Source organism: Allostigmatella hybrida, assembly GCF_020103775.1.
GTDB lineage: Bacteria > Myxococcota > Myxococcia > Myxococcales > Myxococcaceae > Hyalangium > Hyalangium aurantiaca.
On the sequence record NZ_JAHXBH010000011.1, the window covers coordinates 154,405 to 172,544 of the forward strand.

The window sequence follows — 18,140 nt, forward strand, 5'->3', positions numbered from 1 at the left end:
GCTTCGATTGCCCCCACTCTCACTCCGGTGCGCCTCATGGCGAAGGACAGGGAGCAGGGGAGCACCGCGCGTCGAGGTTGGGCTTCGGCCCCCCTGACCCTACCAAATGCGCCCGCAGGACCTACTTCAGGCCCTTGTTCGGGTTGATGAGATACTTCTTGCCCGTGGCGCGCTTGCTGTAGACGGCGATCCTGTCGAGTTGCAGTGCCTCGGCCAGCGAGAGCTCCTCGACGTAATGACTGGCAAACGTGGTCTTCAGCTCGGCGGCCACCCGGTCTCGCAGCTTTTGTGCGGCCTGAGCGCCGATCTTCTCCAGGAACGGCATCAGCAGCCAGCCGCCCACGCCCCAGGCCATGCCGAAGCTTCCCACCAGCTCCAGCGGGCGTACATCCAGTCTCCCGTAGATATAGACCTGCTTGTGGACGGTGGACCCGTAAGGGCTGTAGGAGGTGGCGGTGCGGTTGGCTGCGGCTTCCATGCAAGCCAGGATCTGCCCAGCGAGCCGTCCGCCACCGGTGGCGTCGAACGCGAGCGTGGCACCGGTCTCCACCAACGCCTCGGTCAGCTCCTCGGTGAACGTGGCCGAGGTGCTGTCACACACATGGGCCGCGCCCAGGCCTCGCAGGAGCGCCACCTGCTCCGGGCTGCGGACGATGTTCACCAGCCCGAGGCCGTCCTTGAGGCAGATCTTGTTCAGCATCTGCCCGAGGTTCGAGGCCGCGGCCGTGTGCACCAGCGCCTTGTGGCCCTCCCGGCGCAGGGTCTCGACCATTCCCAGCGCCGTCAGCGGGTTGACGAAGCAAGACGCGCCATCGGCTGGGGTCGCGTCGGACGGCAGGACCAGGCACTGGGACGCCTGGAGCACCCGGAACTGGGAGTACATGCCTCCACCCATCGCAGCCACGGTCTTGCCGAGCAGTTCCCGGGCGTTGGCGCCCGCCTGGATCACCACGCCAGCGCCCTCGTTGCCCACACGCAGGGACTTGTCCAGCCGTGACGCCAGCACCTTCAGGTGCTGCTGCGGAACGGAGGCCGTGACCACGGGGCTTTCCGGCGTTCCTCCGGCCCGGACCGTGGACATGTCGGCCGCGCTCAACAGCGTGCCCAGGTCCGAGGGATTGATGGGCGAGGCCTCGACGCGGAGGACCACTTCGCCAGGAGCGGGCTCCGGTATCTCAACCCGCGCCAGCGACAGCTCCAGCTCGCCCTGAGTGCTTATCCTCGAGCGAAGCTCGAGCCCATGCCCTGGATTCTCAATGCTCATATGAGGCCCAGAGCCTGGCATGAGTGCTTGAGCGGAGGGGGAGCTGCCATCCTCCTGCGTCGACTGGTGAACCCTCGCATTCCCCCTTCAGGCACTGGCGGTGGCATGGCGAGTGCGCACGCTTGGCGACGGTGGAGCCACGGGGCTCCTGGGATGGGGAAGGGGAAGGACATGAGACGCAAAAGTGGTGCATGGAAGGCCCTGCCGCTGTTGCTGGCCGTGGGCATGACCGCGTGTGGCGGTGGCGTAGGGAATGAGCGGGCGCCCAGCACACAGGCCGCGCTGGCTCAGGAGGCCAGCGGTCCAGGGGCGTGGAACGGGCCGCTGAAGTGGGCCCAGCACCTGAACGGGCCCGACGACAACAGCGGGAGCATCGTCAGCGACCGGGATGGCGGCTTCCTCGCCCTGCTGAACTTCGTCGGGAGCATCGACCTCGGCACGGGCCCCCTCATGGCTCCGGGAGGCCCCACCAGCAACGCGATAGTGCTGGCACGCTACGACGTCCACGGGCACCTGAAGTGGTCGAAGATTTTCGGTGCGCAGAGCCCGGAGGGGACTGCCTTCGGGCTCCGCCATGCCGTGGACAGGCAGCGGGACATCATCCTCTTCGTCGAAGCGAATGACGTGGACTTCGGCGGTGGCGCCCTGCCCTTCGGCCGGTACCTCGTGAAGCTCGACTCCCGGGGGCGCCTGCGTTGGTCACGCCCCATTGACACCAGCAGGGGCTATGCCGGTGTGAATCGCATCGTGACGGCCCGGGACAACACCATCGCCCTGGCGGGAGAGCTCGCGGGCACGATCGACTTCGGGGGAGGTCCTGTCTCCTCCCGCCAATTGCCGGAGGGGGGCCAGACCACCAGCGCCTTCCTCACGAAGTTCTCGCCCACGGGGGCCAACCTGTGGACCTTCGTCGACGTGGAGCACCAGAGCCAGGGCTTTGGCGCCACCGTGGACAGCGAGGGCAACCTCGTCCTGTGCGGCACGGTCTTCGCGGAGGTCCACACGGAGCCCTTCGTCCTCATGCTGTCGCCGGAAGGACAGGTGCGCTGGAGCCGGCGGTTGGAAGGGGCGCTCGGCTTCGCCTTCAGCGTGGCCACCCATGGCAACCGCGTCGTGGCCGTGGGGACGTTCGCCCAGAGCTTCACCTTCGCGGGGCGCCCCCATACCGCGGCCCCCAATGGCGGCATCGAGCAGGATGCCTTCATCGTCGCGTTCACCCGCCAGGGCGAGCAGCGCTGGGCCTGGAACTTCGGCTTCAGCATCGAGGACGTGGCCATGGACGAGAAGGACGGCGTGACCGTCTCGGGCAGCTACGAAGCCGGCAGTGGCGACCTGGGCGTGCTGAGCTCCCTGCCCGGCAATCCGGAGACCCTGGCCAACGTCTACGTCGCGAAGTTCGACCGGGTACACGGCAAGCCGCTCTGGACCCGTGGCTTCACGGCGAGTGGCGCCGACACCGGTTCTCCCGGGCTTGAGAGCGCCTCCATCGCGGTGACGAAGGACGGCCGTTCCGCCATCCTGGGCCAGTTCACCCAGACGCTCACGGCAGGCTCCGAGCACTGGCAAGCCGAGGGACGCTCCGACTTCTTCCTGCTCGGCTTCGATCGCTGAGGACACCCGGGGGAGAGGCCCTCACGCGCCCCGCGCGAAGAGCCGCAGGGTCTCTCCTCCCGCCGAAAGCGTGATCAACCGCTCGAACGTCAAGCCCAGCCTTCCGAGCAGCTTGATGGAGCTGTGATTGTCGAGCGAGGTGATCGCCACGATGCGCTTCAAGCCGAGCGTGTGGAACCCATACGCCAACACCGAGGAGGCCGCCTCGTAGCCATACCCCTGGCTCCAGAAGCCAGGAAGAAAGGCGAAGCCAATGTCCACATCGGGCAAGGTCTCTCGCCGAATCAAGCCGCAGAGCCCGATCGGAAGGCCGCTGTCCTTCAGCGACACATGGTACAGGCCGAAGCCAAACCGGCTGTACATCGCGAGCGGCCCCGTGAGGAGGTAGTTCCGCGCATCGTCGAGGTTCCTCACGCCCTTATCGCCGATGAATCGCAGCCACGAGGGCTCGTTCACCAGCTTCAAGATGAACTCCGCATCCTCCGTGGAGAGCCTGCGAAGGAGCAGCCGGTCTGTTTCCAGGACTTTCATTTCGGATTCCACGCGGACCTCACACCGTGGGACTGTCAGGCCTGGGCATCTACCACGTCCCTGCCCTTCCGCCCTCCTTGCTCCAGGAGCCCTCCATGACCCGCGACACCTCACCGACCGCCCGGCCCCGGGGCTATGAACAGGTCGACCGGCTCTCGGTTCCCCTTCCCCATGGCACCGAGGTGACGACGCGCGTGGAGCGGCTCGCCGGCGAGCGGCGCATCCCCCAGGGCGTGGTGGGCCGCGTGGCGCGCGCCCGGGACGGCGGCTTCGATGTGCAGATCACCGGCGTGGGCGAGCTCTGGTACGCCCGGGACGAGCTGGTGCCCCGCAAGCCGGGCCAGCTCCAGTTCGCGCTCCGGCGCGCCGCCACCTGGGACGCCCTGCGGCCCTGCGTGGTGCTGGAGACCGTCGTGGGCTCCCGTGCCTGGGGGCTCGCCAACGAGGACTCCGATCTCGACACGCGCGGCGTCTTTGGCCTGCCCCTGCCCTGGCACTTCGGGCTCGCGGACAAAGCGAAGGACCTCGTCAGTGCGGACGGCAGCCACACCTTCTGGGAGTTCTCGAAGGCGGTGGAGCAGGCCCTGCGCGCCGACCCCAACACGCTGGAGATGCTCTTCGTCCCCAGCGCCCGCGCCCTGGACGTGCTCGGCGAGTGGCTGCTCGCCGAGCGCGAGGCCTTCGTGTCCAAGGCCCTCTTCGGCAGCTTCGGGCGCTACGCCATGAGCCAGCTCGACAAGCTCACGCGCAGCCAGCGGCTCGCCGAACACCGGGACCTCGTGCTCGCCTGGTTGTGCGAGGAGCCCACCCCCTCGCTCGACGAGGTGGCCCGGAGGCTGTCCGCCATCTCTCCGCGTACCGCGCCGACGCCCGAGGACGGGCTGCTCGCGGCCAAGACGTACCTCAAGCAGCTCTACCGCTCGCTGTCGGACCAGGGGCTCATCGAAGCCAACGACTTCGCCGCCCTCGTCCGCTACGCGCGCGGCGGAGGACAGCGGCCTCCCAGTGCCCGCGAGCTGCGGCCGAAGAATGCCTACAACCTCTTGCGCCTGGTGGTGCTCGCCACCGGCTGGTTGAAGGAGGGGGTCCCCACCTTCGAGGCGTCCGGCGCCATCAAGGCCCGCCTGCTGGACATCAAGGCCGGGCACGTTCCGCTGGAAGAAGTGCTGCGGGATGCCGAGGCACTCGCCCCGGAGCTGGAGGAAGCCCACCGCACCAGCCCCCTCCCCGCCCTGCCTGACTACGCGCGTGCGGACCGGCTGCTGCGCCGGGCCGGAGAGGAGCTGGCGCGGCGGTGGGTGTTGCAGGAGCCCGGGCCGCTCGGACGGGATGCGCCCTCGCCTCCGGTCTTCGAGGACAAGGAAGAGGAATCATGACGGACCCGCTGATGACGGAACACCAGACCCGTGTCGCCCACCGCGTCCTCGACGAGGAGGCCACGCGCAGGCAGCACCTCACCGTCTCCCTGACGGGCGCACACGCGTATGGCTTCCCCTCGCCTGACAGCGACCTGGACCTCAAGTGCGTCCACATCACGCCCACCTCCCACCTGCTCCGGCTGGAGCAGCGCACCACGCCCGCCGAGCGTCTGGAGGTCGTGGAGGGGGTCGAGGTGGATTACTCGTCCAACGAGCTGGCCCCCGTGCTCCTCGGGGTGCTCCAAGGCAATGGCAACTTCGTGGAGCGGTTGCTCGGGGCCCATACCCTGAGGGGCTCGGCCGAGCTGGAGTCCCTGCGGCCCCACGTGCGCGGGGTGCTGTCGCAGCGCCTCCACCGGCATTACCGCGGCTTCGCCCAGGGCCAGCTGCGCGAGTGGGAGAAGACGGGCTTTCGCTCCACCAAGAAGCTCCTCTACGTGCTGCGCACCACGCTCACCGGCACCCATGTGCTGCTCACGGGCGAGGTGGAGACGGATCTCACCGCCCTGATGGACCGCTACGGCTTCTCCGAGGCGGGGGAGCTGGTCGCCTGGAAGCGGCGAGGAGAGCGCAGCGAGCTGTCCGAGGCCCTCTCCGAGCGTTGGCGGGGACAGGTGGGGCGCGCCTTCGAGCAGCTCGACGCGGCCCGCGAGCGCTCCGTGCTGCCCGAGGCCCCCCAGGGAACGGACGCCCTGGAGGCATGGCTGCTGGAGCTGCGGCGCTCACACTGGTGAGGACGCCCACCGCCCAGGTCTGCTCACATCTGCGCCAGGGCGTCCTGTGATTCGGGCAGCACCTGTCCCCCATCCACGATGAGCGTCTGCCCGGTGATGTAGCCGGCCTCCCGGCTGGCGAAGAACAGGGCGGCATGGCCAATGTCCTCCACTTCGCCCAGCCTGCCCAGCGGCACCGCCGCCGCCATGCCCTTCATGTAGTCCGGGCCCAGCGCCACCATGCCCTCCGTCGCGATGTTGCCGGGCAGCACGGCATTGACCGTGATGCCGTACTTCGCCAGCTCCATGCAGGCCGTGCGCATGAAGCCCAGCTGGCCTGCCTTGGTGGCGCCATAGTGGGTCCAGCCAGGAAAGCCGGTCACCGGGCCGGTGATGGACGAGGTGATGATGATGCGTCCCTGGCCGGATTTCTTCAGGTACGGGATGCACGCCTTCACCGCGAGGAAGGTCCCCTTGAGGTTGGTCGCCATCACCTCGTCCCAGATCTCCGGCGACATGTCTTCCATCTTCATCTGCGGGAAGACGCCTGCATTGGCGCACAGCACGTCCAGCCCGCCATGACGCTCGGCCGCCGCCTGGGCCATCTTCTCCATGTCCTCCAGCCGGGTCACATCCGCGCCCAAGCCGCTGGCCGTGCCACCCGCCGCGACGAGCTCCTGTGCCGCGGCCTCGGCCGCCTTGAGCTCCCGCCCGGTCACCAACACCTTCGCGCCGTGCCGCACGAAGACCCGGGCAATGCCCTTGCCAATGCCCTTGCTGCCGCCTGTGACAATGACGGATTTCCCCTTGAGCGACTCTGCCAACATGCTGCGCCTCCTCCGGCTTTCCGTGGTCCTGGGACGTTACCAAGACCCGCCCGGCCCGAGGCGCTCCCCCTTCGCCTCGAACGCAGCGACCACCGCCTCGATGAGGGCACGCACACGCGGCACGTCCTTCAGGTCGCGGTGCACCACGAGCCACGCCTCGCGCACGGGTGTCGGTGCGGGCGATGGCACGGGGACAAGCCCCCCCTCCTGCTCGGCGTACCAGCGCGGCAGCAGCGCCTTGCCAAAGCCCGCCCGCGCCGCTGAGACCTGCGCCAGAAGTGTGTTGGCACGCAGCACCACGCGCTCGCCGGCCGCGTGCCGGGCCAGCCACTGTGCTTCGGGCAGGTGGGCGTAGGAATCAACGAAGCCAACCCAGGCGGACGTGTCCCCGTCTGGCGCCACGTAGACACCGTAGCCGAGGGAGGCGAGACGGCGGGTGACCAGCGCCCCCGCCTTCGGCCGAGCAAGACGAACGGCCACGTCGGCCTCGCGCTTGGCGAGGCTGAGCGAACGCGGGTCGATCAACACCTCGAGGGTGATGCCGGGATGGCGGCGATGAAACTCCGCCATGCACGGGATGAGGATGAGTTCGGCCAGGGTCTCCGTGGCGGTCACCCGCACCGTGCCGGTAAGCCCGGCCTCCCGGCCCTCACGGCGCATGATGGCGAGCGCACGCTCGTCCATGCCCGCGGCCAGTTCCAGCACTTCATCCCCCTCGGTGGTGAGCGAGTAGCCGCCGGCGTGCCGGTCGAACAGCGTTCGGCCGAGCGTCTCCTCCAGCGCGGCGATACGTCGGCCGACCGTGGCGTGGCTGACCTTCAGCACCCGGGCCGCCGCCGACAGGCTGCCCGCCCGCGCCAGCGCTACGAAGACGCGCAGATCCTCCCAGTCCAGTGGGCCTGACCGTTTTTGCACAGCCATTGCGCGAGGATAGCCAATGGCTGCGCGAATATGCACGGGCTACTCATGAGTGCACCAACCTCAGGAGACTTTCATGACTGCCCCTCGCACCCTCCTCTCCATGACCGGCGCGCCGGTCCATCCTTCCCCGTTCGACCGCGCGGCGCTCGTCATCGTCGACGCCCAGGTGGAGTACACGTCCCGTGGCAACCTGCCGCTGGCCGGCGTCGACGCCGCGGTGGAGGAGACCGCGAACCTGCTCGCACTGGCCCGCCGCCACGGCGTGCCGGTCTTCCACGTCGTGCACCACGGCCCCGCGGGCAGCCCTATCTTCGATCCGCGGGGGCCTGGCAGCGCCATCATCCCCGCCGTGGCCCCTCTGCAGGGCGAGGCGGTGGTGACCAAGGGCCTGCCGAACTCCTTCGCCGGCACCGATCTGCACGCGCGCATCGCGGCGACCGGCCGGAAGGAGCTGATCATCGCCGGCTTCATGACGCACATGTGCATCTCGGCCACGGCGCGCGCGGCCCTCGACCTCGGCTACCGCAACACGGTGGTGGCCGCGGCGACAGCGACGCGCGACCTGCCCGGCGCCCAGGGCGGCGTGGTGCCAGCGTCCGAACTGCAGCGCAACGAACTCGCGGCACTGGCCGACATGTTCGCCGTGGTGGTGAACGACAGCACGGCCTGGGCGTAAGCGCCCGGGAATGCGGCAACCGCCAACGCGCAGACCGTCAAGGTCCAGCAGATCCGCAACGCCACTTGAGAAATCCGTTGGTGGAACTGCCCATGCCCGTGAACGAGGCGATGAAGGCGGATGCGCTCATCGTCACCCACGCGGCTCCAGGGAGGCGCGCAAGGCCTCCATCCACCGGCGCGCCCGCTCCCCGGGACTGTCGAGGGCGCCCCAGACCACGGCGATGTCCGGCTGGAGCCCTTGCTGCTCGTTGGTGCCGTCCCGCCGGTAGCGAATACAGTCCGGCATGTTGATCCGCAGCTTCGAGTGCGTGAGCACCACGGGCAGCCCTCCGTTCGTGTACCCGCAGCCGCTGCCCAGGGTCCGTTCCCCCAGGAGCCGGGCTCCCGCACCATCCTTCAACAGCGCGGCGGCCTGCTCCGCCGCCGACGCCGTCCGCCGGTTGGTCAGCACCACCAACGGCCCTGTGTAAAGCCCCTCCGTGTCATGCCATGCCGCCGTGCCCTGGACGAGCTGGCGCGAGCCGAGCCCCGAGAGCGCATCGGGGGGCAGATCTGGCACCAGCCCGCAGGCAGGCGCTCCCTTGCGGGCCACTCCCGGACACGCCTGCGGGGCCCCCTTGTGGGTCCAGACCTTCTCCCGGGAGCAGGTCCGCCGGGTCTTCCCGCGCAGGTCCAACACCCGCTGGCGGGCCTGGGTGAGGATGCGCCGGTCCCGCGGGGAGAGCCCTGGCCGGGCCAGGTCGGCATCCAGCTCCGCCTTCATGTCCTCGAACTGCTTCGTCCAGTGCGGGTGCCGGATGAAGCCCAACCCGGAGCACGGCATCCCCTTGGGGCCAAAGAGGCGCGTGGCGGGCTCCACCCAATCCGTCCCTCCGCCATTGCCCATCAAGTCCAACACCACCCCCTCCACCTGGGCCGCTTGGAGCTGTCGCACGCGTGCCGCCAGGTCCGCGAGCAGCCGGGGCGCGATCGCCTCCTCCTCGAAGTCCCACCGGCACTCCCCCTCGCACAGCCCTTCCTTGCCCTGGCGCCAGGCGTCCCATGCTTCGGCGCAGGCGGCGGGATACGCCTCCGCGCTGAACAGCGGGATGCGCACCACCCCCCACCGCTTTCCCAAGCCAATGGACAGAAGCCCCGCGGGAAAGGCATTGGACGGCGTTTCGAGCCGCTCGAAGCCTGGGACCGGCTCCCCTTCGTAGGGCGGGCCTGGCAGCCGGGCCTTGGCCCCCATCGCCGCACAGGCCGCCTCTCCGGTCAGCTCGAATGACAGGGGCACAGCAGGCCCCTTCGACGTGAACCGGGTCGACAGCGGCACGGACTCGACCCGGCAAGACAGGGCCTGCCCCGCCTCCGAGCGTCCCTCCACCGTCAGCCCCCCTCGCGGCGCGAAGGGGCCCTGCGTCAGGTACGCAAGCGCCATGTTCCGGCGCCATGTGGCTTCAGGCTCGGGCGCGAGCGGTTCCAGTTCCGCGATCCACTCGGCCACGGGGCGCCCGTTGACGCGCTCCACCCGAGCCCCCCGCTCCAGCGCGCAGCCACCGGGCAGCGGCGCGGCCAGCACCACCCGGTCTCCGTCCTCCCTGAGGTGGACGTCATAAAAAGGCGACGTGTCGAAGAGGACATGCCCCCTCAGCGCCAGTTGCAGGTGGTTGTCCTGGAAGACCGCGATGAACCGCTGAAGCGCTGCAAGGGCTTCCACCTCCGAGCCCGCCCGCTTCAGCGCCTCCTGGGTCTTCTGATCGAGCGCGGGCAGATCCACTCCCCGCGCCGCCGCGTCATCCAGGTTCGCGTACGCCACGGCCATCTGCGCGCGGAGCTGGCGGTAATCCTCCAGCCAGGGCTTTGGGTCGAACGGAGGTGCTGCCCCCAGCAGAACAGTCAGCGCCACCATCCACAGGAAGATACGGGGCATGGGTCTTCTCCCAGAATGCGAGCCAGCTTGGCGCCCCCTCTCCCACCACGCACGCGATGCCGTGACAAGCCAGGTGAACTGTTCTCGATTTACACGTTTAAATCGATTTGCCTGTTGACACTTCGATTTCGGCGCTCGCAATGTGGGCCCGTCGCCGATGCCATCGCGGCCATGACACCCATTGCAGGGGATCCCACCATGCCGAAGTCGAAGCCACTCTCGTCCTGCCTCCGTTCCGCCCGCCAGGCCTGGTCGGCGCTCGCCACCCTCGCCCTGGCCGGCCTCGCCCCGGCGGCCCATGCCGATTCGGCGGTCTACGGCGGCGGCCCGTTCTATTCCGGCGGCACCGCGGTGATGAACGACCTGCGCAACTCGGGCTTCACCACCGTCATCCTGTGGAGCTTCCACATCGAGGACAATGGCGACCTCGTCTACAACGACATCCCGGTGGTCAAGAATGGCGCCTACATCGGCGACCCGGCCTGGCCGGCGCGGCTGGCCACGCTCAAGACCGCGCCCACCTCGGTCAATCGCATCGAAGTGTCGACCGGCGCCTGGAGCGTTCCCGACTTCGAGCGCATGGCCCGGCTGGTCAACGGCACCGCCGCCGGCTGCGGCAGCACCCTGGTCTGCGGTACCGGCAGCAACAGCATCCTGTACCGCAACTTCCAGGCGCTGAAGGCCGCCACCGGCGCCGATGCGGTCAACTTCGATGACGAGAGCGCCTACGACCTCGCCCCGACCACCCAGTTCGGGCAGATGCTGATCGGTCAGGGCTACAAGATCACCTTCGCGCCCTACACCAACCAGAGCTTCTGGAGGAGCCTCAAGAACAACCTCGGCAGCGCGGTCGACACCATCTACCTGCAGGTCTACGACGGCGGCGCCGGCAACAACCCGGCGAGCTGGAACACCGCGATGGGCATGACCGTGGACCCGGGCCTGTGGTCGCGCCATGGCTCCGGCTGCGGCAGCGGTGACAGTCCGGCCACGGTGCAGAGCAAGATGAGCAACTGGAAGTCCTCCGCTGGCATCTCCGGAGGCTTCATGTGGCTGTATGACGATATGCAGGCGTGCTCGGCTCAGGGCACCAGCGCGCAGTACGCGGCGGCGATCAACACCGCCGTCAGCGGCAACACCCCGCCGGTGGCCAACTTCGGCGTCACCGTGAGCGGACTGACCGCGACCTTCAGCGACGCCTCCAGCGACAGCGACGGCAGCATCGCCTCGCGCAGCTGGAACTTCGGCGATGGCACCGGCTCGACCGCGGCCAATCCCAGCCGTGTCTACGCCAGCGCTGGCAGCTACAACGTCAGCCTGACCGTGACCGACAACCGGGGCGCCAGCCACACCAAGACCCAGACCATCTCTGTCGGCGCGGGCTATGCCAACCTGGCGCTCAACAAGCCGGCGACCGGCTCCACCGCCTGCAACAGCAGCGAGACGCCGGCCAAGGCGGTCAACGGCAGCGTCTCCGGCGGAACCACCGACAAGTTCTGCTCGTTGGCCTCCCCGGCCTGGCTGCAGGTCGATCTCGGCTCGGCGCAGACGGTCCGCAGCTTCGTGGTCCACCATGCCGGCGCGGGCGGCGAGTCGAACACCTGGAACACCCGGGCCTTCACCATCCAGACCTCCAGCAACGGCACCACCTGGAGCACCCCGGTGACGGTGACCAACAACACGGCCAACACGTCGACCCACGCCATCAGCCCCACCTCGGCGCGCTACATCAAGTTCAACGTGACCACCGCGAGCCAGAACGGCGATCCCGCCACGCGCCTCTACGACTTCGAGGTGCGCTGACCCCGCCGGTTGCCTTCACGGCTCACCGGGGGTGCCCCAGCGAGGCCCGCCGCCTCGCTGGAGCGCCCGGACCGCTACGGACCGAACTTCAGGAACAGCAGGTCCGGCCAGCCGTCCGCCGGTGCGTGGGACACGCCATCCACGGTGATGGGGAACCGGAACTGGCCTCCCAGCACCGTGCTCCCGTCCGCCGAGGTGCCCAGCTGCGGCGCTTCGATTCGCGGGTCCAGCAGGCGGGACCAGCGATGCGTGCCGGAGGAGGTGAAGCGCGCCACGGCGTAGGCGTCGTGCACGGGATGCCCCAGCTCGCCGCCGCCCAGGTCCACCGGGCCGTTGGTGTGGACGAGGACGGAGAGGTTGCCGGACGGATCCGAGGCGAGGCCATCAGCGTCCTCGAAACCGGTGTCGCCCAGCCCCTTCGCCCAGAGGTCGCCGCCCGCCGGTGACAGCACCCCAACCATTCCGTCTATCCCGGGCCAGGGCTCCGTCCCGTGCTGGCTGGAGAGGGTGGAACCCGCGAAGCTGAAGGTGCCCTCGAAGCGGCCCGCGAAGGCCACACCGCCCCCGGGCATGGGCGCGAGCGAGCCCACGTACCCCACCGGGCCATTGAGCGCGCGGGACCACAGCAGCGTCCCCTCCGGGCTGTAGGCGGCGACAAACGGTGTCCTGTCTTGGGTGGCGCCCAGGCGGCCGGCGCCCGCCTCCCCACCCGCGAAGATGCGCCCGTCCGCGCCGGTGGCCACGTCCCACCCCCAGGTGTCGCCTCCATGAACGCCCGCGGGAACCGCCAGCGACCACAGGGGGGTTCCTTCCCAGGAGAACTTCGCGAGGAACATGCCGGACTGGGAAAGGTCCTCCGAGGACCGGAGCGCCTCGCCACCCAGGTTCAACACGCCGCCAAAGTGGCCGGTGACGATGAGGCTGCCATTGGCGTCAGTGGCCAGAGCACGCGCCATGACGTGGGCGCTGCCCCCCGGTCTGGACGGGATGAAGCCCTGGGCCCACACGAAGTTCCCGGTGGGAGAGAACTTGGCGATGAAGAGTGCGTAGGCGAATGGCTGGGTCCTGGGCAGAGGGCCTCCGCCGAAGTCGGGAGCGCCCATGTAGCTGCCCACCACGAGGATGTTCCCCAGCGGGGTGACGGCCAGGGCGTTGGGGTGGACCTGGATGTCGGCGCTCCCGGGAACGTAGACACGCGACCACTGATGTGCCCCGTTCTCGCCATACCGCATCAGGGCGAGTGCGTGGTTCGTGGTGAAGGTCTGCCCGCCGAAGTGGGCGCTGCCGTAATAGTTCGCCGCAGCGACGAAGCCCCCCTGAGGGTGCGTGGCCATGGCCTTGAACTGCTGTTCGTCCACGCCTCCGCGCGCCCAGGTCCACGCGAGGTCGCCTCCTGTGCCCTGGCGCTCGCAATACGTCCAGGACAGGGTCAGGATGAGCTGCGGTTCGATGGGGCTCCGCTCGCTGGAGGCGAAGTCCACGCCATTGCCACCCGTGGGGACCAGCGCGAAGTTGTAGGTCCCCGCGCCCGTCACCACCGCGCTCACGTCGTACTCGGCCTCGGTGTGACTGCCGACGGCGCCCAGGTCTCCCAGCGCGCCGCCCACGCGCGCGGGGCGGTTGTTCCACGTCAGGGTGTCCGCGCTCCAGTTCGCGTCGGCGCGGTAGAGCGCGGGCCCGTCGCTGCTGCCATCCATGGCATACAGCCGGAGCCGCGCCCGCGTGAGCGTGACGTTCTGGAGGATTTCGGGATCAACGGAGACGCGCAGGTAGGCCTCCATCCGGGGGTTGCCATCCACGAGCAGCAGGTCTCCTCCCTCATGCGTCGCGTCCGGTTCCGCCTCGACCACGTAGGCGTCCTCCGAGACCCTCACGCGGAACTCCATCTCCCGGGTCGTCTGTTGGCAGGACTCCAGCGCGGACTTCTGCTTCGACGCGCCCATCTCCGGTGCCGGACCGGGCGCCGCGGCTTCCTCGGCCACGCCGCAGTGAGTCAACAACATCAGCCCCGCCGTTGCGCCTACCACCCCGCCCACGCGCTTCCACACACTCCACCCTGACATTTCCCACTCCTCCACCTTTGTTACCGCCCTTGTGTTGCATTCGTCGCCCCCATCCCTCCGGCTTCTGGCTGGAGTTCCGTGAGAGGTGACGCGCGCTGTCTGTTTCAAGAGCCGTACCAGGGGCCGGGATGATGTCTGGTGTTTGGGATCGGGCTACCTGCGGTTGTCTGATGCCGGGAGCCCAAAAACCTCGCGCAACCCCTCTGGCAGGATGGCAGGGGGGCGTCCGAGCAACGTCTCAAGGCTGGAGCTCGTCTCCTCCAGCTGGCCACTCCGGATATCAGAGCAGAAGCCGAGGTACCTGCGGGCAAGGGGCTCTGGCACGCCGGCACGCACGGCGTCCGCGACGTACTCCTCGTCGGAGATTCGCATGTAACCGACGGTCCTGCCCGACACCGCGGTGAGGGCGGCCGCCACGTCGTCGAAGGTGTAACCACGAGAGGCGGCGACGACGTAGGTGCGATCCGCGCCCTCATGGTCGAGCATGGCGTTGGCGAGGGCTTCCCCCATCTCGCGGCGCAGGGCGTAGGCGACCTTGCCGTCGCCAGCCGGCAGCCGGATGCCGGTCTCGAAGACCCGCGAGCCACCGACGTAGGCCGGGATGGTGTCGAGGTACAAGGCGTTGCGGAACAGCACGTGGGGCAGCCCGCTGCTCCGGATGCGCTCCTCGGTCTCGAAGTAGTCGCGCATGAGCGTGTTCTCCGAGGCATGGACATCCCTCAGCGATCGGCTGGCGAACCCGATCAGCCCGACACCGGCGCGCCGGGCCGCGTCGATGACGTTCTGGTGCTGCTGCACGCGGCGCTGGGGGGTATTGCCCGCGATGAGCAGGACGCGGTCGACGCCGGCCATCGCCCGATCGAGGGCGGCGGTGTCGTCGTAGTCGCCCATCCGGACCGAGACGCCGCGCGCCACGAGGCCGGCGGCCTTGCGCTCGTCGCGCGCGAGCGCGGCGATGTCAGCGCCGCCAGTGCGCTCCAGCAAGCGGTGGACGACGGCGGACCCGAGCTGTCCGGTAGCTCCAGTGACGAGAATCATGAGCGCTTCTCCCTGACGAGGCTTAGATACATAGCATGCTATCTTTTTTTGGATAGCACGCTATGTTGTAGGCTGGCAACCGATGGATATCGACTACGACACGGGCTACTTCGTCACCCGGACCGCCAGGGCCTTCATGCGCGTGGCCGAGGCGCAGCTGCGCCCGCTGGGGTTGGGCGTCGCCCACATCCCGGTCCTGCTTTGCCTGGCCGAGGAGGGGGCGCTGACCCAGGCGGAGATTGCCCAGCGCACGCACGTTGAGCAGCCCACAGCCGCCGCGCTGCTGCAGCGCATGGCCAAGGCCGGTCTTATCGAGAGATCGCCCGACCCGCGCGACCGCCGGGCCACCCTCATCCGCCTCAGCCCCCGCGCCGAGGAGGTCATGCCAAAGGCGCTCAAGCTCCTCGGGCAGTCGAATGGCGAGGCCACGGCGGGCCTTTCCGCCAAGGAGCTCGAGACGCTCCACGGCCTGCTGCGCCGTGTGCTGGCCAACCTCACCGAGATGACCGGCGACCCGGTTAAGGAGAGCGATCAGAGCGCCTGAGCGGAGGCTCACCCCTCAGGAGCGTTGGCTTGGCGAGCCTGCCACCAGCGGTGCAGCGCCGCGACATCGCCGTCGCACAGCAGGGGCATGGCCTCGTGCAGTTGCGCGTCGGGCCAGTCCCACCAGTTCATCTCCAGCAGCATGGCGATCTGCTCGTCGGCAAAGCGCTTGCGGATTGGCTTGGCCGGGTTGCCGCCCACGATGGTGTAGGGCTCGACATTCTTGGTCACCAGCGCCCGGGTGCCGATGACTGCGCCGTGGCCCACCTGGATGCCGGGCATGAGGATGGCCTCCGAGCCAATCCAGACATCGTTGCCAATGACCGTGTCTCCTGCCGACAGGTAGCCGTCGCGGGCGCCGGCAAAGTGCGGCACCTCCGACATGTAGAAGAACGGGAAGGTGCTGACCCATTCGTTTCGATGGCCCTGGTTTCCCGCCATGATGAAGGCAGCCCCTGAGCCAATGGAGCAGAAGCTGCCCACGATCAGCCGGTCCGCCCCCTGATGGGGCAGCAGGAAGCGGGCACAGTCTTCGAAGCTGTGACCGTGGTAGTAGCCGGAGTAGTAGCTGTAGCGGCCGACGGCGATGTTGGGATGGGTGACTTGACGGTCGAGCGTGATGCCCTTGAAAGGGCTTTCGAAAAAATTGGCCATGTCGCGGCCGACGACGCTGTGCGGGTGGGTGGCCTGACAAAAGGACGAACAATGACCGATTTCGAAGGAAAGATTGCCCTGGTGACCGGCGCGGGCTCTGGCATTGGCGAAGCGACGGCGCGCGAACTGCACCGCCGGGGGGCCAAGGTCTTTTTGGCCACCCACAGCCTGGAACAGGCCGAGCGTCTGGCGGCCGAGCCTGAGCTGAAGGGGGTGAAGGCAGCCCCTGTCGACGTGCGCAAGCGCGAGTCCGTCCGCAAGCTCGTGGCGGAGGCCGTCTCGGCCTTTGGGGGCCTGCACCTCTGCGTCAACAGCGCGGGGATTACCGGTCCGGCGGGAACCGAGATCGCCGACTACGATGCCGATGTGTGGGAGGAGGTCATCGCCACTGACCTCACGGGCATGTTCCTTTGCCTCAAGTACCAGATCCCCGCGCTGCTCGCGTCCGGAGGCGGCGCCATCGTGAACCTCTCCTCGGCCAACGGCGTGGTGGGCATCCCCGGCATGTCGGCCTACACGACAGCCAAGCATGGGGTGGTCGGCCTCACGCGCACGGCCGCGCTGGAGCTCGCTGGCCGTGGGGTGCGCGTGAACGCCGTGGCGCCGGGCTACGTGGAGACGCCCAAGGTCCTTGCCGCAGGCGAAGAGGTGCTGGGCGCCTTTCGGGCGGCGCATCCCATGGGGCGGATGGCCAAGCCCGGGGAGGTGGCCGAGCTGATCCTCTTCCTGCTCTCCGAGCGCAGCGCGTTCGCCACGGGAGGGGTGTACAACCTCGATGGCGGCTATACGGCGCAGTAGGGGCGAACGGACGGGAGGCGGCCATGCCCTGAGGGGCCCCTGCGCCTTGTCCCAAGGAAGAATGGATTTGTCTGCTGGGTGAAGTCCGCGAACCGCTCCCGCTTCCCATCTGACGCACCTCAGGCGATGGACCGCACATGGCGGGGAGCGCTGAATAGGCTCCCACACCATCCCGGGCCTTGGCTTCAAGGAACGGGAAGGGGGGGCTATCGTGCAAAATGTTTTGAAGACGTTCCGCGTCAGCCGAGCCGTTCTGGCCATGGTCCGAGATGCCAATGACCCGGACCGGGTCTTTGATTTGATCGAGGCGCTGTACGCCTCGTCGGATGCGACCCAGCAGATGGTGGAGCGGATGTCCCGGGACCCTGGGATTTCACGCGTACTCCAGGAGCGCCCCCGGCTGGGGCGCATCGACATGGAGGCGCTGGGCCGGCTGCCCGAGGGCACGCTGGGACGCACCTTCGCGGACCACCTGCGTGAGTGTGGCCTGGACCCGGACTTGCTGCGCGTGCTGGAGGCCCCTGACGCGGCCAGCTACGTGAAGGCCCACCTGTTCGAGACCCACGACCTGTGGCACGTGGTGACGGGCTTTCTGCCGACGCCCGAGGGAGAGTTGGGGCTGCAGTCCTTCTACTTCGCCCAGAATGGCTCCCGCGTCTCGATGGGGGTCTTCGTGGCGGGCCTGTGCTTCACCTTCCTGCGCAACTTCGACCTGTGTGAGGTGGCGATGCCGCAGGTGGTACGCGGCTGGCTGCTGGGACGGCGGGCCAAGCTGTTGTTCGGCACCGACTGGAAGACGTTGCTGAGCACGCCCTTGGAGCAGGTGCGGGCCTCCTTCGGCCTGGAGCTCGACAAGGTGGACACCCTCCTGCGCGAGAGCGAGAGCGCCAGGCTCTCCCTGGTGCCCATCAAGGCCTGAATCCGTTTTTCCGAGGCTCTCCGGGAAAAATGTGTTAAACGTGCCATATTTCAATCACACGAATGACGCACCTGGGAGTCGATATGCGCGCGAAGATGATCGGTGGGCTGCTGATGCTGGGACTGCTGTCGGCTGGGTGCGGTGGAGCGGCCACCGAGCCGGCAGTGGACGCGGAGGCTCTGGAGGGCCAGGAGCAGACGCTGGCCGCACCCGCCTGTGCCGCAGGCTACACGGAGTACCTCATCTGGGATTGTGAGCGGACCTGTCCCCGCAGCGGCAATGCCAATGTGTTGAACCGCTACTGCACCAACGGCACCGATGAGTATCTGGCGGGCGCCGTGAGCCGGAGCTGCGGGGCCTGTTACTGAGACAGGGGAAAGTGAGGCGCTCTGGCACTGAGGCCAGGGCGCCTTCAGCGAATGTTCACGGTTTGACCCTTGTGAACAT

At 68.4% G+C, this 18,140-nt stretch carries 17 protein-coding genes; 9 read left to right on the top strand and 8 right to left on the bottom strand.

Features of this window, described 5'->3' with window-relative positions:
* Nucleotides 1-121: 121 nt before the first annotated feature.
* The gene (locus tag KY661_RS19425; RefSeq protein WP_225411619.1) at nucleotides 122-1,264 is read right to left on the bottom strand and encodes a zinc-binding dehydrogenase; all 1,143 of its coding nucleotides are present in this window, start codon (nucleotides 1,262-1,264) and stop codon (nucleotides 122-124) included.
* A 171-nt stretch (nucleotides 1,265-1,435) separates the two neighbouring features.
* On the opposite strand from KY661_RS19425, the gene KY661_RS19430 reads away from it, so the two are divergent.
* Nucleotides 1,436-2,875 (top strand): hypothetical protein, encoded by a 1,440-nt coding sequence (locus KY661_RS19430; RefSeq protein WP_225411620.1) that lies wholly within the window; start codon nucleotides 1,436-1,438, stop codon nucleotides 2,873-2,875.
* 21 nt (nucleotides 2,876-2,896) lie between these two features.
* Here KY661_RS19430 and KY661_RS19435 read toward each other — a convergent pair whose 3' ends face one another.
* The gene (locus KY661_RS19435; RefSeq protein WP_225411621.1) at nucleotides 2,897-3,406 is read right to left on the bottom strand and encodes a GNAT family N-acetyltransferase; all 510 of its coding nucleotides are present in this window, start codon (nucleotides 3,404-3,406) and stop codon (nucleotides 2,897-2,899) included.
* A gap of 95 nt (nucleotides 3,407-3,501) precedes the next feature.
* Between KY661_RS19435 and KY661_RS19440 the strand changes: the two genes are divergently transcribed.
* The gene (locus KY661_RS19440; RefSeq protein ID WP_225411622.1) at nucleotides 3,502-4,782 is read left to right on the top strand and encodes a DNA polymerase beta superfamily protein; all 1,281 of its coding nucleotides are present in this window, start codon (nucleotides 3,502-3,504) and stop codon (nucleotides 4,780-4,782) included.
* On the top strand, nucleotides 4,779-5,558 hold the full coding sequence (locus tag KY661_RS19445; RefSeq protein ID WP_225411623.1) for a nucleotidyltransferase domain-containing protein: 780 nt from the start codon (nucleotides 4,779-4,781) through the stop codon (nucleotides 5,556-5,558). Before KY661_RS19440 ends, KY661_RS19445 begins: the two co-directional genes overlap by 4 nt.
* Nucleotides 5,559-5,581: 23 nt before the next feature.
* Here the strand turns inward: KY661_RS19445 and fabG are convergent, their stop codons facing one another.
* The gene (fabG, locus tag KY661_RS19450; RefSeq protein ID WP_225411624.1) at nucleotides 5,582-6,364 is read right to left on the bottom strand and encodes a 3-oxoacyl-ACP reductase FabG; all 783 of its coding nucleotides are present in this window, start codon (nucleotides 6,362-6,364) and stop codon (nucleotides 5,582-5,584) included.
* Between the two features lie 36 nt (nucleotides 6,365-6,400).
* The gene (locus tag KY661_RS19455; RefSeq protein WP_225411625.1) at nucleotides 6,401-7,321 is read right to left on the bottom strand and encodes a LysR family transcriptional regulator; all 921 of its coding nucleotides are present in this window, start codon (nucleotides 7,319-7,321) and stop codon (nucleotides 6,401-6,403) included.
* A 37-nt stretch (nucleotides 7,322-7,358) separates the two neighbouring features.
* Between KY661_RS19455 and KY661_RS19460 the strand changes: the two genes are divergently transcribed.
* Nucleotides 7,359-7,961: a cysteine hydrolase family protein gene (locus tag KY661_RS19460; protein WP_225411626.1), complete on the top strand. Its 603-nt coding sequence runs from the start codon at nucleotides 7,359-7,361 to the stop codon at nucleotides 7,959-7,961.
* Nucleotides 7,962-8,093: 132 nt separating this feature from the next.
* Here KY661_RS19460 and KY661_RS19465 read toward each other — a convergent pair whose 3' ends face one another.
* Nucleotides 8,094-9,875, bottom strand: a complete 1,782-nt coding sequence (locus KY661_RS19465; RefSeq protein ID WP_225411627.1) for a S41 family peptidase — start codon at nucleotides 9,873-9,875, stop codon at nucleotides 8,094-8,096.
* A gap of 198 nt (nucleotides 9,876-10,073) precedes the next feature.
* On the opposite strand from KY661_RS19465, the gene KY661_RS19470 reads away from it, so the two are divergent.
* A complete protein-coding gene (locus tag KY661_RS19470; RefSeq protein WP_225411628.1) occupies nucleotides 10,074-11,678 on the top strand; it encodes a PKD domain-containing protein in 1,605 nt (534 codons plus the stop codon).
* Between the two features lie 74 nt (nucleotides 11,679-11,752).
* On the opposite strand, the gene KY661_RS19475 is transcribed toward KY661_RS19470, so the two are convergent.
* The gene (locus KY661_RS19475) at nucleotides 11,753-13,741 is read right to left on the bottom strand and encodes a CBM96 family carbohydrate-binding protein (RefSeq protein ID WP_225411629.1); all 1,989 of its coding nucleotides are present in this window, start codon (nucleotides 13,739-13,741) and stop codon (nucleotides 11,753-11,755) included.
* Nucleotides 13,742-13,894: 153 nt separating this feature from the next.
* Nucleotides 13,895-14,779: an SDR family oxidoreductase gene (locus KY661_RS19480; RefSeq protein ID WP_225411630.1), complete on the bottom strand. Its 885-nt coding sequence runs from the start codon at nucleotides 14,777-14,779 to the stop codon at nucleotides 13,895-13,897.
* A gap of 82 nt (nucleotides 14,780-14,861) precedes the next feature.
* Between KY661_RS19480 and KY661_RS19485 the strand changes: the two genes are divergently transcribed.
* Nucleotides 14,862-15,323, top strand: coding sequence for a MarR family winged helix-turn-helix transcriptional regulator (locus KY661_RS19485; protein WP_225411631.1), 462 nt, complete (start codon nucleotides 14,862-14,864; stop codon nucleotides 15,321-15,323).
* 8 nt (nucleotides 15,324-15,331) lie between these two features.
* Here the strand turns inward: KY661_RS19485 and catB are convergent, their stop codons facing one another.
* Entirely contained in the window at nucleotides 15,332-15,976 is a 645-nt protein-coding gene (catB, locus tag KY661_RS19490; RefSeq protein WP_225411632.1) for a type B chloramphenicol O-acetyltransferase, read from the bottom strand.
* A gap of 51 nt (nucleotides 15,977-16,027) precedes the next feature.
* Between catB and KY661_RS19495 the strand changes: the two genes are divergently transcribed.
* The 3 genes from KY661_RS19495 to KY661_RS19505 all read left to right on the top strand — a co-directional run bounded on the left by KY661_RS19495 (nucleotide 16,028) and on the right by KY661_RS19505 (nucleotide 18,061).
* Nucleotides 16,028-16,774 carry an SDR family NAD(P)-dependent oxidoreductase gene (locus tag KY661_RS19495; RefSeq protein WP_225411633.1) on the top strand — a complete coding sequence of 249 codons (747 nt, stop codon included), beginning with the start codon at nucleotides 16,028-16,030 and terminating at the stop codon, nucleotides 16,772-16,774.
* A 211-nt stretch (nucleotides 16,775-16,985) separates the two neighbouring features.
* Complete coding sequence (locus tag KY661_RS19500; protein WP_225411634.1) at nucleotides 16,986-17,693, top strand: Coq4 family protein; 708 nt, start codon at nucleotides 16,986-16,988, stop codon at nucleotides 17,691-17,693.
* An 83-nt stretch (nucleotides 17,694-17,776) separates the two neighbouring features.
* Nucleotides 17,777-18,061 carry a hypothetical protein gene (locus tag KY661_RS19505; RefSeq protein WP_075009356.1) on the top strand — a complete coding sequence of 95 codons (285 nt, stop codon included), beginning with the start codon at nucleotides 17,777-17,779 and terminating at the stop codon, nucleotides 18,059-18,061.
* Nucleotides 18,062-18,140: the final 79 nt, after the last annotated feature.